This is a genomic window from Kiloniellales bacterium (assembly GCA_030066685.1).
Classification (GTDB): domain Bacteria; phylum Pseudomonadota; class Alphaproteobacteria; order Kiloniellales; family JAKSBE01; genus JAKSBE01.
This window is the reverse complement of sequence record JASJBF010000054.1, coordinates 16986-32226: the sequence shown is the minus strand read 5'-3', so window position 1 is coordinate 32226 and position 15241 is coordinate 16986. Positions and strand designations below refer to the sequence as shown.

The following is a 15241-nucleotide window of genomic DNA, read 5'->3' as shown; positions in this document are numbered from 1 at the left end:
TTGGATAGCGAGCCATGAACTGGTTGACGAACTTCGTCCGGCCCAAGATCAGGGCGCTGGTCCAGAGCAAGGACGTCCCGGAGAACCTCTGGGAGAAGTGCCCGAGTTGCAGCGCGATGGTCTTCCACCGCGAGCTTGAGAACAACCAGCGGGTCTGTCCGCACTGCAGCCACCACCTGCGCATCTCGGCCAAGCGGCGCCTGGAGATGCTGCTGGACGACGGCGCCTACGACCGGGTCGCACTGCCCAAGCCGCTGAGCGATCCGCTCAAGTTCCGCGACAACAAGCGCTACACCGACCGCCTGCGCGACGCCCAGAACAAGACCGGCGAGACCGACGCCATCATGGTCGCAAGCGGCCACATGGGCGGCCATCCCATCGTGGTCGCGGTCTTCGACTTCAGCTTCATGGGCGGCTCAATGGGGATCGCCGTCGGCCAAGGCCTGGTCACCGCCGCCGAGGCGGCAATCAAGGCCAAGGCGCCCCTGCTGGTCGTGCCCGCCTCGGGCGGCGCGCGGATGCAGGAGGGCATCCTCTCCCTGATGCAAATGCCGCGCAGCGTGATCGCGGTCGAGATGGTCCGGGAAGCCGGGCTGCCTTACCTGGTGCTGATCACTGATCCGACCACCGGCGGCGTCACCGCCTCCTTCGCCATGCTGGGCGACATTGCGATCGCCGAGCCGGGCGCCATCATCGGCTTCGCCGGCCCGAGGGTGATCGAAGAGACGATCCGCGAGACCCTGCCGGACGGCTTCCAGCGCTCGGAATACCTGCTGGAGCACGGCATGGTCGACATGGTCGTCGACCGGCGCGAACTGCGCGGCACCCTGATCCGCCTCCTGACCCTGATCCGGCAGCCGGCGCCGCCCGAGGCCATCGCCCTGCCGGTGGCGACGACGACCGCCCGGGCCAAGGGCAAGGCCAGCAACACGAACGACCCCAAGCATGGCGCCGGGACGATCGATCGCAAAGCCGCCGAGTGACGCGATCCTGGAGCGGCTGAGCCGCCTCCACCCCAAGATCATCGACCTTTCCCTCGGCCGCGTCGAGCGGCTGCTGGCCCGGCTCGGCCGTCCGGAGGCGCAGCTGCCGCCGGTGGTCCACGTCGCCGGCACCAACGGCAAGGGCTCGGTCATCGCCTACCTGCGCGCCATGCTGGAGGCAGCCGGCAAGCGGGTCCAGGCCTACACTTCCCCACACCTGGTAAGCTTCCACGAGCGGATCCGCCTGGCCGAGGGCCTGATCCCCGAGGCCGAGCTGGCCGCGCTGCTCGAGGACTGCGAGGCCGCCAACGGCGCCGAGCCCATCACCTACTTCGAGATCACCACGGTCGCCGCCTTCCTGGCCTTCGCCCGGCACCCGGCGGACGTCCTGCTGCTGGAGGTCGGCCTCGGCGGGCGTCTCGACGCGACCAACGTGATCGAACGGCCGGCGCTCTCGGTGATCACCCCGGTCTCGATCGACCACACCCAGTTCCTGGGCGAGAGCCTGGAGGCCATCGCCTTCGAGAAGGCCGGAATCCTCAAGCCCGGGATGCCGGCCGTGGTCGGACCCCAGGCGCCGGCCGCCCGGGCCGCGATCGAGGCCCAGGCGGTGCGGATCGGCGCGCCGCTCTTCCTGCACGGCCGGGACTGGGACTTCACGGCCGCCGAGGACGGCGGCGCCTGGACCCTCCGGCTGGGCGAGCGGCATCTGCAGGTGCCCGCGCCGGCCCTGCCGGGCGGCCATCAGGTCGCCAATGCCGCCATCGCGCTGGCCTGCGCGGAGAGGCTCGAGGGCTTCGGCCTGGACGCGACGGCGCGGCGCCGGGGCCTGGCCGAAGCCAGCTGGCCGGGCCGCCTGCAAGAGCTGACCGAGGGCGCGTTGCTCGACGCCCTGCCGGAAGGCTGGGAGCTTTGGCTGGACGGCGGCCACAACGTCGCCGCGGCGGAGAGCCTGGCCCGCATGGCGGCGGGCTGGCGCGACCGGCCCCTGCACATCGTCTACGCGATGATGCGGACCAAGGCGGTGGCGACCTTCCTCCGCCTGCTCGGGCCCGGCGCCGCCTCGCTCTCCGCGGTCCCGATCCCCGGCGAGGCCGGGGCGCTCAGCGCTGCCGAAGCCGCAGAGGCGGCCCGGGCCGTCGGCTTCGCAGCCTCGCCCTTCGCGAGCGTTTCGGACGCCTTGGCGGCCATCGTACACAGAGACGCCGACGGGCCTGCCCGGGTCCTGATCTGCGGCTCCCTCTACCTCGCCGGCCGCGTGCTGGCCGAGAACGGCACGCCGCCGGGGTAAAGCCACCCCTCACCCAGCTCCGGCTAGGGCTCGGCCGAGGCCTCGCCAAGCCTCCGCATCCCTCTCCCAAGGGATACGGAGGGACCCGCAGCGCGGCGGCGCTGTGGGAGGGTGAGGGGCACGCGAAAAGCAAAAGCCCCGCCACGAGGGCGGGGCTCGAAAACCGGATTCGGCCTCTGTCGTCAGGCGGCGATGCCGATGACGCCGCCGACCCAGTCGGCAAGCTCGTTGCGGGTCAGGTTCCCGCCGATCTTGGTGCCGGCGACCTGGCCGTCCTTGAACAGCATCAGGGTCGGGATGCCGCGCACGCCGTATTTCTGCGGGGTCAGCGGGTTGTCGTCGATGTTCATCTTGGCGACCGTGAGCTGGCCCTGCATGTCCTGGGCGAGCTGCTCCAGCGCCGGTGCGATCGCCTTGCAGGGCGCACACCACTCGGCCCAGAAGTCAACCAGAACCGGTGCGTCGGCCTTGAGAACGTCGCTTTCGAAGCTGGCGTCGCTGACTGCGGTCGTCGTCATTACCCACTCCTGTGACCTGTTTCTTGGAGGCGCCGGGGTCGGGCGCGACTCGGGATCACGGGAATCTGGGGCCGGGCGCTGCCAAGGTCAAGGCGCGTGATCGGCGAGCTGAGCGGAGCGGAGTTGCATCAGCCGCGGCCCCTCCGTCCACAGCAGGTAGCAGTCGATCCGCCGCTTGGGATAGATCTCCGCCAGCAGCGCCCGGTAGGCCGCCATCTGCTTGAGATAGACCTCCGGCACCCCGGCCGGGTCGTCGGGCGGGCGACGGTTCGACTTGTAGTCGACCACGGCCACCGACTCCGCCTCGACCACCAGGCGGTCGATCTGACCGGCGACGACCTGGGGCCCGCCGCGCCCCTCGATCACCCCGGCGAGCGGCACCTCGGCCCGGCTGCCCGGACCGAGGAACCTGACGAAATCGGGATGGTCCAGCAGCGCCAGGGTCGACGTCAGCAGGGCCTCCGCCTCCTCGGGCGTCAGGCCCTGCTGAGGCAGGGCGAGCAGCCGGGCGCCGGCCGCGGCCCAGGCCTGCGCGGGAAGCTCCGGCAACAGCTCGAGCAGGCGATGGACCAGGCGGCCGCGGCGCAGCGCGGCGCCCTCCTCGGCGCCCAGGGGGCTGCGCAGCGGCGGCTCCGGCAGGCGCGGCCGCGAAGGCGCCAGGGGCTGCGGCGGCAGGCGCTCCGGGACCGGCGGGCGGCTCGCCCAGTCCGGCAGCTTCCCAGGGGCAAGCGGCGGCGGCCCGGCCTCGGCGGGCTCCGGCGCCGCCGCCTGCGCGGTCGCGAGGCGCTGGCCGGGCCCGGCCCAGCCCTCCGCCGCCGCCCCGGAGAAATCGAAGTCGACCGCCTCGGCCCGCGCCGCCAGGCCCTGGCGCACCAGGTCGTACCAGCAGCCCTCCGGCGGATCGTTTCGGCCGGCCCAGCCGCAGACGTAGAGCCGGTCCTCGGCCCGGGTCATGGCGACGTAGAGCAGGCGGCGGTATTCCTGGAGCTGGGCCTCGCGCTGCCGGGCGCGCGCCGCCTCGGCGACCTCGTCGTCCCAGGCCCGGCGCGGCGGCCAGAGCAGCAAGTCCTCGTCGTCGAGCCAGAACAGGCTGTCGCTGCTCTGCGGCAGCTGCAGGGTGTCGGGCAGGAAGACCACCGGCGCCTGCAGGCCCTTGGCGCCGTGCACGGTCATCACCCGGACCGCCCGGCCGCCGTGCTCCAGGTCGCGCTTGACCTCCTGCTGACCGGCCTCGAGCCAGTGCAGGAAGCCCTCCAGAGAGGGCGGATGCTCACGCTCGTAGGCCAGGGCCAGGCCCATGAACTCCTCGATCGGGTCGGCGGCCTCGCGGCCGAGTCGGGCCAGCAGGCTCTCCCGACCGCGCCGCCGGCCGAGCATCTCGGCGTAGAGCTCATAGGGCGGCAGGGTATCGACCTGGGCCAGCAGCTCGGACAAGAGGTCCAAGGCCATCCGGGCGTGCAGCGTCTCGCCCCGGCCGTCCCGCAGCGCCTGCCAGAGCGTGCCGGGACGGCCGTGGGCCAGGGCGAAGAGCTGCTCCTCGTCGAAGCCGATGAAGGGACCCTTGAGGACCGTCGCCAGGGTCAGGTCGTCCTCCGGCATCAGCAGGAAGCGGCCCAGGGCGATCAGATCCATGACCGCAAGCTGGTCGGTCAGGACCATGCGGTCGACGCCGGCTACCGGGACGCGCAGCAGCTTGAGCTCGCGCACCACCTCCTCGACAAATTCGTTGCGCCGACGAACCAGGATCAGGAAATCCTCCGGCCGCAGGCGCCGGCCCTTGGACGGCAGCTGCGATTCCGGGTCTTCCGCCCCCTTGGGGTCGAGGGTCCAGTGGTGGATCCTGCAGGCGATGAGCCGCGCCAAGCGCCGCCGCGGCGGAGTCGTGCCCCGGCGCTCCAGCGGCGCGCTCCAGGGCGCTTCGGACTCGCTCTCGACCAGGGGCGCCGGCGGCCAGAGCTCGACCACGCCGGCTTGGCCCCGACGGCTGGCCTCGTGGCGCAAAGGCCGCGCGTCGGGCAGGACGCCATCGCGCGCCGCGGCACCGGCGAAGACGGCATCGACCGCGGCCAGCACGGCCTCAGTCGAGCGGAAGGAGACGTCCAGGTCGACGTCGTCCCAGCGCTGGCCCGCAGCCGCCGTGCGCGCCGCCATCACCCCGCGCAGGCGAAGGAACTCCTCGGGCTTGGCGCGCTGGAAGCCGAAGATCGACTGCTTGGCATCGCCCACCGCGAAGACGGTGCGCGGGCCCTCGCGCGCGCCCTCGCCGGCGAAGAACTCGCGGGTCAGGGCCTCGACGATCTGCCATTGCTCCGGATTGGTGTCCTGGGCCTCGTCGATCAGGACGTGGTCGAGGCCGCCGTCCAGCTTGAACAGCACCCAGCCGGTCATGCCCTGGCTCTGCAGCAGGTCGCGGGTCTTCAGGATCAGGTCGTCGTAGTCGAGGAAGGCGCCCCAGGCCTTGTGGTGCTCGTAGCCCTCCAGGACCGCCGCGCCCAGGGTCGCCAGGGCCTGGGTCGCGCGCGCCGTCACCACCTTGTTGCGCCGCAGCAGCACGGCCTGGAGACGGGCGCCCTCAGCCGCCATGATCGCCTCCGCACCCGGCACGGCGGCCTGCGCGGCCTTGGTCAGCAGGCGCTTCCGCAGCTCCCCCTTGGCGGTCAGAAAGAGCGCTGCGTAGTCTTCGAAGGCGTCGGCACGCGCCGCCGCCGGCAAGGCCAGCCAGAGCTTGAGCGTGGCTCCTTCCGTCCGCTCCTTGTCCGTGCCGGCCTCCAGTGCCGAGACGACCAGCTGCAGTCCCATGAGGTCGAGGGCGGAGTCCGCCACAGCCTCGGCCAAGACCACTTCGGGGGTCTCCTCGCGGCCGATGCCGAGCCGGGCGTTGATCGCCGCCGCCAGGCCGGCCGACCCGAGGCGCTCGACCTGGCGGGTGAAGCGGCCCCGCTCGCGGGTCAGCTCGGCCAGCACCTCGGTAAAGCGGGTCTCGTCGAGCAGGCCGGCGAGCCACTCGAGGGCATTGGCGACGGCCCCGCCGGGCTCCGCGGCGCTGCGCGCCAGGACCGCCTCGCGGGCCGCCGCAAGCAGCTCCGCGGCGGAGCGCTCGTCGAGGACCTGGAAATGCGGTGCGACCCGGCTCTCCAGGGGGAAGCGGCCGAGCAGGGACTGGCAGAAGGCGTGAATGGTCTGGATCTTGAGGCCGCCCTCGGCGTCGAGGACCCGGGCGAAGAGCTGGCGCGCCAGGGCGATCTCGCCGTCCTCCGGCATCCGGCCCAGCAGACCGGTCAGGGCCGCGGCCAGGGTGTCCTCGCCGACTGTGGTCCAGTCGGCCAGTCGCCGGGCGATGCGGGTCGCCATCTCGGCAGCCGCGGCCTTGGTGAAAGTCAGGCAAAGCAGGCGCTCGGGCGGGGTCCCGGCCAGCATCAGGCTGAGCACCCGGTCGGTCAGCACCTTGGTCTTGCCGGTGCCGGCCGAGGCCGCGACCCAGATAGAGCGCTCCGGGTCGGCGGCCCGGACCTGCAGCGCCGAGGCGCGGGCGATCATGGCCTCGGCCGACGCGCCGCTCATTCCGCACCCTCCCCGAGGACACCCGCCGACCACTCCTTGACCCGCGCCAGGTGGGCGTAGTCGGTGTAGGTCGGCGCCCGCTCGGGCCGCGGCACGGCGTGGTAGGGCGTGGCCGGATCGTCGAAGCGGGCGACCAGGGCGGCGAGGCCCTCGAGCGCGGCCGCCGCGAGCTCGGCCGGCGCGGCCTTGACCGTCTGGATCTGCCCGGCCGGCTCGCCGCCGCTCAGCTTCCAGTAGGCCAGCTCGCTCGCCTCGGCCGCTTCGAGCCCCGGAAACCCGCCGGCCGCGGCGATCGCCGCTTCGAGGGGCAGCTGCGGCGCGTAGCCGTCCTTGACGTCCCTGACCAGCGGCAGCCCGCCGGTCTTGTAGTCGAGGATCGCCAGCCGGCCGTCCGCATAGGCCTCGATGCGGTCTGCCTTGGCCGTCAGGGCGAAGGGCCCGCCCGGCGCATCGAGGATCAAGCTGCCGCGGATCTCGGCCAGGGCCTGCCGCAGCCCGACCCGGCGCTCGGCCTCCATCTCGGCGACGTGGCGGGCGATCCGGCAGAAGCGCGGCCACCAGAAGGCATAGGCACCCGGTTTGGCCTCGATGGCCTTGAAGACCTCGCGGCCGTGCGCGCGCAGGACCGACTCGGGATCCTCGGGCAGGGCGTTCGGCCAAGCCTTGAGGAAGCGCTCCAAGGCCTCGTGGATCAGGATCCCCCGCTCGGCGGCACCGGGATCGGCGTCCAGCGGCTCCAGGGCCCTGAGGCGCAGGATTTCCGCAGCGTAGAGCGCATAGGGATCGCGCCGCCAGGTCTCGATCCTGGTGACCGAGAGCTTGCGCGGCCGCGCCGCCAGCGGCGGACGGGGCGCCGGCGGCTTGACCGCGACCGGTGCCGTCGGCCGGTCCAGCGCCTCGGCCCAGGCGCGCCACCGCGATGCCTCGTCCCGCCAGGCCTCGCCCCGCTCGAAGCTCTGCAGCAGCGCCTCCAGGCGCAGCAGCCAGCGCGACGGCACGGTCGGCGTGCCCTCGACCCGCTGCGCGCGGGTCAGGTAGAGCTGCGGCGCGGTGAAGGCCTGGACGAAATCCTGGGCCGCCAAGCCGATGCGCCGTTCCGGCGCCGGCAAGCCGAAGTCCCGCCGCATCGGCCGGCTGAGCCAGGGCCCGGCCTCGACTTCGGCCGGCCAGGTGCCCTCGTTGAGGCCCCCGAGCACAACCACCTCGGCATGCTGCAGGCGGGCCTCCAGCGGCCCCCAGATGTGCAGGCGCGGGTGCCGGCCGAAGCGGGGCCGGACCACCCGCCCGGTCAGCAGGCTATCGAAAAACCCGGGGAAACCGCCGGGGTCCAGGGTCACGCCATCGTCCGCCGCGGCCAGCAGGTCGGCGAGGAACTCGCCCGCCGCCTCGCCGGCTTCCCCGGTCCAGAGCCGCGTCGCGCCCCCCAGCTCGTCGCTGGCCGCCAGGGCCTCCGCCGCGGCCAGCTGCGCCTCGACCAGCTCCGCCAGCCGGCGGCGCCGGCCGCCGAAAGCCTTGATCAGGGGCTCAAGGCGCGCCTCCAGGTCCTTCAGGAAGCCCGACAGGCTCGCCCCATCCTTGGCGGAGCGCAGGGCCCGGCGGAGGCCTGCGAAGCCCGGCGCCGGGCGCGGACCGCGCAGGACCGCCCGCTCGAGCTCCCGGACCCGGGCGCGAAAGGCGCCGGGCGCCTGGCCGCCGGCAGCCAGGGGATGCTTGAGAGCCGCCAGCAGAGGCACTGGCGCCAGCCCGCTCGCCGCCAGGGCGGCCAGCAGGCGCAGGAACACGCCCGGCGAGGTCTCCGCCAGGGGTCGGCCGGCCGAATCGTCGACCAGGATCTCCCAGCGCCGCAGCTCGGCCCCGACCCGCCGCGCCAGGTCGCGGTCCGGGGTCACTAGGGCCGCCGTCCGGCCCTCGGTCTCGAGCGCCTGGCGCAGGACCAGGGCGATGACCAAGGCCTCCTCGCCGGGGTCCGCGCAGTCGATGCGGGCGACCCCGTCCAGGGCCGCGTTCCGCTCCGCCTCGGACAGGCCGGCCGCGAGGTCGCGCCAGGCCGCGGTTGCCGGCGCCGGGCGCAGCGCCCAGTCCGCCAGGCGGCGGCGCGGCTCCAGGCCGGGAGCGATCGCGGCCGGCCAGTCGGTCACCTCGTCGCGGGTCACACCGAGACACTCGAGCAGGCGGGCCAGGCCGTGCTGGGGATGTGCCGGGTCCTCGCGGATCTGCGCCCAGGTCTCCGGCTCCGCCTCCCGGTCCAGGCCGGGCAGCACGACCTCGCCCCGGGGCAGGCGTGCGACCCTGGCAAGCAGGGCCGCAGTCGCCGGGATGCTGCCGGTCGAGCCGGCGGCGATGACCGGCCGCGCGGGCGGCTCCCGTTCCCAGAGCGCCGCCTGGGCCTCGAGCAGCCGACGGCGGCGCTCGGCGCCACCGATCGCGCCTTCCGCGGCCAGGATCTCCGGCCAGGACTCCTCCAGGATGCCGAGGAAGCGCAGGGTGATCTGCCAATGGGCAGCGTAGGCCTCGGGCACCAGGTCGCGCAGCCGCTCCAGGCCGAGGCCCTCGGTCTCGACCTGGTCGAGGAAGCGCCCGAGCTCCTGGGCGAGCCGCAGCGCCTGCTCCTCGTTGAGGGGACCGCCCGGACCTGCAGCCGTGGTGCCCAGCTTCAGGATCAGCCGGGACAACAGGAGATCCCGGCGCAGCGGCGGGATCGCTGGCGGCAGCTCGGGGTCCAGGGCCCCGCCCAGGCCGTCTGCCTCGGCCAGGACGAGCTCCTCGGGGTCGAGGTCGCCCAGGGGCAGGCAGCGCGGCAAGACCAGCGGGCGGCCGCCGGAGGCCCTCAGGAAGGCATCCTGGATGGCCCGGCAGGCGCGCCGGGTCGGCAGCAGCAAGGTGAGGTCGGCCAGTTCCAGGGGATCTTCGCCATGGCGCGCGAGCAGGCCGGCGGCCAGGGCGTCGACGAAGGAGACGCCGGCGGCTATCGAGCTGACCGCGGGCGCCCCCGGGGTCATCGGTGGATCGCCGGGACGCTCATGTGATGCATGGCATCCTCGGCGAACTTGAGGTCCTCGGGCGTCCCGACGTGGAACCACTCGCCGTCGTGGCAGATGCCGTGGAGCCGGCCCCGTTCCGCCGCCAGGTCGTAGATCCGGTTCAGCGAGAAGGGGCCGTCCGGCATGGCGTCGAAGAGCTTGGGATCGATGATCTGCATGCCGCCGAAGACGAAGGGCGCAACCTCGCGCTCGCGGCGCCGGCGCACCACCCCGACGGGGTCCAGGAAGAAGTCGCCCAGGCCTTCGTAGCCGTAGGCGAAGACGCACTGGTGCAGCAGCAGCAGGCAGTCCATCCTGCGGCCGTCCCAGACCTCCGCCAGGCGGCGCAGCGCGGCGCTGCGGCCGTCGACCCAGAGCACGTCGCCGTTGACGACGAAGAAGGGTTCCTTGCCGAGGAGGGGCAGCGCCTTCTTGACCCCGCCGCCGGTCTCCAGGATCTCGGCCTCGGGCGAGAACACGACCTCGGGCGCCTTGCGGTCCTTGAGATGGACCTCGATGACCTCGCCCAGGTGGTGCAGGTTGACCGCCGCCTTCCTCACCCCGGCCTCGGCCAGGCGGTCGAGGATGCGGTCGAGCAGGGCTTCGCCGTTCACCCGGACCAGGGGCTTGGGCAGGGTCTCGGTGATCGGCCGCATCCGCTTGCCGAAACCGGCGGCCAGGACCATGGCCACCTTCGGGCCGCGGCGGCGGCGGCTCATGCCGCGGTCTCCCTGGGCGGCGCAATCCGCTCGGCCGCCGGAATCTCGCGGTCGAACCAAGCCCGCACCGGCGCCAGGGCGGGATCGGCCAGGTCGCCCTCCAGCAGGCGCCAAACCCGCGGGATGTGCTTCAGATAGTCGGGCTTGCGGTCGCGGCGGTCCAGGCGGGTGAAGATGCCGATGATCTTGGCGTTGCGCTGGGCGCCGAGCACGCTCATGGCGGCGCGCAGCTTTGCGCCGTCGAGGCCCTCGAAGGCGGCGAGATAGCGCCGGAACATCTCCTCCGCCAGCTTCGGGTCGATGTCGCGCCGGGCGTCCTCCAGCAATGAGACCAGGTCGTAGGCCGGCGAGCCGCGCACCGCGTCCTGGAAATCCAGCAGGCCGCAGGCGGCCACGCCGGCGCGGCCCTCCAGGACCATGAGGTTGTCGACGTGATAGTCGCGCAGGACCAGGGTCTCCGGCAGGGCCTGGGCAACCGGGAAGACCGCGCGCCAGGCCGCGATGTAGGACTCCCGCAGCGGCGCCGGCGTCGGCCCGCCGCGCACAGCCGGCAGGAACCAGTCGGTCAGCAGCAGCGCCTCGTCCAGCAGTCGCTTTTCGTCGTAGGCCGGCAGCCCGGCGGCGCACGGCAGGTCCGGCGACCAGCCCCGGTGGAGGGCGATCAGGGTATCGACCGCGAGGCGGTAAAGCGCGGCTTCGTCGCCGCCCCGCGCCAGGACCCGGGTGAAGGTCGCGTCCCCCAGGTCCTCCAGCAGCATCAGGCCCGCGGCCTCGTCGACCGCCAGCGGCCGCGGCGCGGAGAGGCCGAAGCTCAGCAGCAGGCTGGCGACCTGCGCGAAGGGCCGGACGTCCTCGGGGGGCGGGGCATCCATCAACACGGCTTGCTCGCCGTCTCGCTCCAGCCGCAGATAGCGGCGGAAGGAGGCGTCCGCGGCCAGGACCCGCCGCGCGGCGCCGCCCCAGCCCTGGGCATCGAGAAAAGCCTGGATGACGTCCTCGCGCGCGCTCAAGTCCACGGCTCTCCGTCGAGTTCGAGATCGGCCAGCCGCGCCGCCCAGGCACCGTGGCCTTCCAGCCGCGCGACGCGGGCCTCGGGCGCCGGCCCGAAGTCGAGGCGCAGGTCGAGCCGGTCCTCCGGCAGCAGGGCGCCGAGCCGCTCCGGCCATTCGACCAGGCTCACGGCCTCGGCCAGGGCCTGCTCGAAGCCCAGCTCGAGAACCTCCTCGGGGTCCCGGATCCGGTAGAGGTCGAAGTGCCAAACCGGTGCCGGCCGGCGGTCGTAGATCTGCACCAGGGTGAAGGTCGGGCTCGGCACCTCCTCGGGCTCGGCGGCCGGGTCGGCGGCCGGCAAGGCGCCGATCAGGGCGCGCGCGAAGCTGGTCTTGCCAGAGCCGAGGTCGCCCCAGAGCGCGACCAGGTCGCCGGCGCGCAGCAGGGGTGCGACCCGCCGGGCGAGGGCCTCGGTCGCGGCCCGGTCGTCCAGGCGGAGCTGTCGCTTTGGCGGAGTTCGGAGGGCGACGGCCATGACGGGCTCTTCTTAGCGGGCGGCCCCGAGTCGGGCAACGGCGGAAGCGACTTAGCGGCGATCCGGCGAGGATGCAAGGCTTGCCAAGGCAGGGGCCGGCGGCCATCGTAGGGCGCGCTCAGACGACCCGAAACCCGACCGGCCCCGACCACCATCCGCACAGTCCCGATGCTAGAATCCTCCGGCGAGTCCAAGTCCCAGACGACAGAGACGAAGACCACAGCGACCACCGATGTCGCGATCATCGGCGCCGGCCCTGTCGGCCTCTTCGCGGTCTTCGAGCTGGGCATGCTGAAAATCCGCTGCCATGTCATCGACGCGTTGGACTCCCTGGGCGGCCAATGCGCCGCGCTCTACCCCGAGAAGCCGATCTACGACATCCCCGGCTACCTGCGGATCCAGGCCTCGGAGCTGGTCGAGCGGCTGGGCGAGCAGGCCGCACCCTTCGAGCCTGTCTATCACCTAGGCCAGAGGGTCGAGCGCATCGAAGCCACCACCGGGGGACGTTGGTCGCTCGAGACCGACGGCGGCCTGCGCCTCGACGCCAAGGCGGTGGTGATCGCGGCCGGCGGCGGCGCCTTCGGTCCGAACCGCCCGCCGCTGGAGGGCATCCGCGACTACGAGGGCAAGAGCGTCTTCTACATGGTCCGCCGGCGCGAAGACCTTCGCGGCAAGCGCATCGTCATCGCCGGCGGCGGCGACTCGGCCCTCGATTGGACCCTGTCCCTGGCCGAGCTGGCCGCGCAGATCCACGTCGTGCACCGGCGCGCCAAGTTCCGCGGCGCACCGGAGAACGTGGCTCGCCTGCAGGAGCTGGCCAGCGCCGGCGACGTCGTCCGCCTGGTCGTGCCCTATCAGCTGCACGGCCTGGAAGGCCGAGACGGCCAGCTGGAAGCCGTCATCGTGCGCAAGATCTCGGGCGAGGAGCGGCGCCTGGAGGCCGACATCCTGCTGCCCTTCTTCGGGCTGTCGATGAACCTCGGCCCGATCGCGTCCTGGGGCCTGGACCTGGATCGCGGTCAGATCGCAGTCGACCCGGAGACCTGCATGACCAGTGCCGAGGGCATCTATGCCATCGGCGACATCAACAGCTATCCGGGCAAGCTGAAGCTGATCCTCTGCGGCTTCTCGGAGGCGGCCATGGCGGCGCACGCGATCCACGCCCGGGTCCGTCCGGATGAGACCCTGCACTGGGAATACTCGACCACCAAGGGCGTCCCCGGTCAGGCCTGACGGACGTCGGCCGGCGCCTCGACGGCCAACAGCGGCGGCTCGACCGGGATCCGGCAGGTCACCTTGGTGCCGCGATCCAGCTCCGAGGCGAGCTCGATCCGGCCGCCGTGAAGCTCGATCAGGCTGCGCACCAGCGACAGCCCCAGGCCGGCACCGGCCTGGCGCGGGTTGCCGGGCCCGCGGATGAACTTGTCGAAGACCCGGCCGTGCTCCTCCACCGGGATCCCGACCCCGGTGTCGGCGACCGAAAGCAGCAGCTCGCCGTTGTCGCGGACCGCGGACACGGTGACGCTGCCGCCTTCCGGGGTGAACTTGAAGGCGTTCGACAGCAGGTTGAAGAGCGCCTGCTTGAGCCGCCGCGGATCGGCGACCACCGCGCCGACATCCTCCTCGCAGTCGAGGGCCAGCTCGAGACCGCGGCTGCGGGCGCGCTCGTGGCCCAGGGTGAAGATGCTGTTCAGCAGCTCGCGTATGTCGATCGACTCCAGCTCCAGCTGCAGGTAGCCGGCCTCGATCGTGGCCAGGTCGAGGATGTCGTTGATCAGACTGATCAGGCGCTCCGAGGATTCGACGATCGCCCGGGCATAGTCCAGCTGGCGGTCGTTGAGCTCGCCGAAGAGCTGCTTCTCGAGGATCTCCGCGAAGCCGATGATCGCGTTGAGCGGCGTGCGCAGCTCGTAGGAGACGTTGGCGATGAACTCGGACTTCAGGCGGTCGGTGGTCTCCAGCGCCTCGGCCCGCTCGCGCAGCGCACGTTCGACCCGGGTCGAATCGGTGACGTCGAAATAGGTGAAGAGGCTGGCCCCGTCGGGCAGCGGCACCTGGGACCAGTCGAGGACCATGCCGTCGCTACGTTCGAGGCGGCCGCTGCGCGGCTCCGCCTCGGTGACCTGGACGGCCATGCGCTCCTCGGCCTCCGGCCAGGAGTCGTCCCTGATCGGATAGAAGCGGCGGAGCTGCGGCAGCAGGTCGCGGACGTGGGGCTCGTTCTGCAGGCTCTCGGCCGAAAGCTCCCAGATCCGCGCGAAAGCCGGGTTGTGGAGCTTGAGGCGCCCGTCGCTGCCGAAGACCGCAACCCCCTCGAAGAGGTTGTCCAGGGTCTCCTGGCGGACCGCGATCAGGGTGTTGTAGGAGCGCTCGAGTGCCAGGCGATCGGTCACGTCCTCGCAGATCGAGAGCACGCCGCCGAAGGGATGCGGCGCGACCACCGTGCGGATGGTACTGCCGTCGGGCAGGTGCTGCAGTTCCTCCAGGGGCTCGATCAAGGTCTGGAAGGCGCGCAGCCGTTCCTTCTTGAACTTGGGAAAGTCGGCGGACTCGGGAATCTGCCGACGCTCCCGCAGCGCCTCGTGAACGTCGTTGAGATGAGGTTCGCTCGCCAGGAAGTCTTCGTCCAGGTGGAACATGCGCGCGTAGGCGCCGTTGTAGAACTTGAGCCGCATGTCCTGGCCGAAGATCGCGATGCCGCTTGCCAGATTGTCGAGGACCTCGGAATGTGCATCGATGTGCCGGCTGAGCTCGGACTGCAGCTCTTCGACATCGGTCCGGTCGATGGCCAGGCCGACCAGGCCCTGGTCGCCGAAGGGCCGCTCTTCGACCGCCATGAGCCGGCGTTCGCCGCCGACCACCGCGTGGTGGGATTCGCTCACTGCGGCACCGCCCTCGCGCGCCCGACGGGCCAGCGCCAGGCCCGGCGCACCCTGCGCCTGGTCGAGCAGTTCGACGCTGTCCGCGACCGCCGACTCCCGCTCCCGGTCGACGGCCCCGGCGTAGGCCGCGTTGCAGTAGCTGAGTTCGAGCGAATCGTCGCGCAGCCAGACCGGCACCGGCAAGCTGTCGAGCAGGGCCTCGCGCAGCGACCGTTCGGCCTCGGCCCGCTCGAGGCGGGTAACGTCCTCGCCGACGTCCTGGAACCAGAGAAAGGCGGAACGCTCGGCGTCCCCGTCCGGACCGTCGAAGCGGACGCCGGATACCGAGACGGCCGCCGGGCCCCGCTCCGGTTTCAGCACGAGCCGAAAGCCGTCGCCCGCGCGCTCGAGGGCCTCGATCGCCGCCGTTAGAGACTGCCGCTCGGAGTCTGCGAGTATCGCCAGGACGGCTTCCAGGCTGTCCGGTCCGTGGCCGTCCGCCGGAGCGCCCTCCAGGCCGAGACCAGCGATCAGGCCGGGAGAGGCGCCGGCCGCCTTGTCCGAGAGATCGAAGCTGCCCAGGGTGGCCGCCGCGAGACGAGCCTCGGCGATGGCGGCCTGACGCCTGATCGCGCCGCTTTCCTCCTGAAGGCTGGCCAGCCGGCGGCCCAGGTAGAGGCAGGCGCCGGCAGCGACCAGCAGCGCGATCAGAGCGGTGGGCAGCACGAGCCGATTGCCCCTTGCCGTTGAAGGCCGCTTAGCC

10 protein-coding genes are annotated in these 15241 nt (G+C 72.4%); 3 read left to right on the top strand and 7 right to left on the bottom strand.

Going from position 1 to position 15241, the window contains the following annotated elements; translation table 11 throughout:
• The first annotated feature begins 14 nt into the window (after positions 1-14).
• Entirely contained in the window at positions 15-983 is a 969-nt protein-coding gene (accD, locus tag QNJ30_26220) for an acetyl-CoA carboxylase, carboxyltransferase subunit beta (GenBank protein MDJ0946962.1), read from the top strand.
• Entirely contained in the window at positions 946-2274 is a 1329-nt protein-coding gene (locus QNJ30_26215; GenBank protein ID MDJ0946961.1) for a folylpolyglutamate synthase/dihydrofolate synthase family protein, read from the top strand. The genes accD and QNJ30_26215 overlap by 38 nt, the downstream gene beginning before the upstream one ends.
• 182 nt (positions 2275-2456) lie before the next feature.
• On the opposite strand, the gene trxA is transcribed toward QNJ30_26215, so the two are convergent.
• The 6 genes from trxA to tsaE all read right to left on the bottom strand — a co-directional run bounded on the left by trxA (position 2457) and on the right by tsaE (position 11617).
• Positions 2457-2792 (bottom strand): thioredoxin, encoded by a 336-nt coding sequence (gene trxA, locus QNJ30_26210; GenBank protein ID MDJ0946960.1) that lies wholly within the window; start codon positions 2790-2792, stop codon positions 2457-2459.
• A gap of 87 nt (positions 2793-2879) precedes the next feature.
• Positions 2880-6353 carry a double-strand break repair helicase AddA gene (addA, locus tag QNJ30_26205; GenBank protein ID MDJ0946959.1) on the bottom strand — a complete coding sequence of 1158 codons (3474 nt, stop codon included), beginning with the start codon at positions 6351-6353 and terminating at the stop codon, positions 2880-2882.
• Positions 6350-9352, bottom strand: coding sequence for a double-strand break repair protein AddB (gene addB / locus QNJ30_26200; GenBank protein ID MDJ0946958.1), 3003 nt, complete (start codon positions 9350-9352; stop codon positions 6350-6352). The genes addA and addB overlap by 4 nt, the downstream gene beginning before the upstream one ends.
• The gene (locus QNJ30_26195) at positions 9349-10092 is read right to left on the bottom strand and encodes a nucleotidyltransferase family protein (protein MDJ0946957.1); all 744 of its coding nucleotides are present in this window, start codon (positions 10090-10092) and stop codon (positions 9349-9351) included. Before QNJ30_26195 ends, addB begins: the two co-directional genes overlap by 4 nt.
• Complete coding sequence (locus QNJ30_26190) at positions 10089-11102, bottom strand: phosphotransferase (GenBank protein MDJ0946956.1); 1014 nt, start codon at positions 11100-11102, stop codon at positions 10089-10091. Before QNJ30_26190 ends, QNJ30_26195 begins: the two co-directional genes overlap by 4 nt.
• On the bottom strand, positions 11099-11617 hold the full coding sequence (gene tsaE, locus QNJ30_26185; GenBank protein ID MDJ0946955.1) for a tRNA (adenosine(37)-N6)-threonylcarbamoyltransferase complex ATPase subunit type 1 TsaE: 519 nt from the start codon (positions 11615-11617) through the stop codon (positions 11099-11101). Before tsaE ends, QNJ30_26190 begins: the two co-directional genes overlap by 4 nt.
• A gap of 168 nt (positions 11618-11785) precedes the next feature.
• Between tsaE and QNJ30_26180 the strand changes: the two genes are divergently transcribed.
• A complete protein-coding gene (locus QNJ30_26180) occupies positions 11786-12850 on the top strand; it encodes an NAD(P)/FAD-dependent oxidoreductase (protein ID MDJ0946954.1) in 1065 nt (354 codons plus the stop codon).
• Here QNJ30_26180 and QNJ30_26175 read toward each other — a convergent pair.
• Positions 12841-15204, bottom strand: coding sequence for a PAS-domain containing protein (locus QNJ30_26175; protein ID MDJ0946953.1), 2364 nt, complete (start codon positions 15202-15204; stop codon positions 12841-12843). The genes QNJ30_26180 and QNJ30_26175 overlap by 10 nt on opposite strands.
• Positions 15205-15241: the final 37 nt, after the last annotated feature.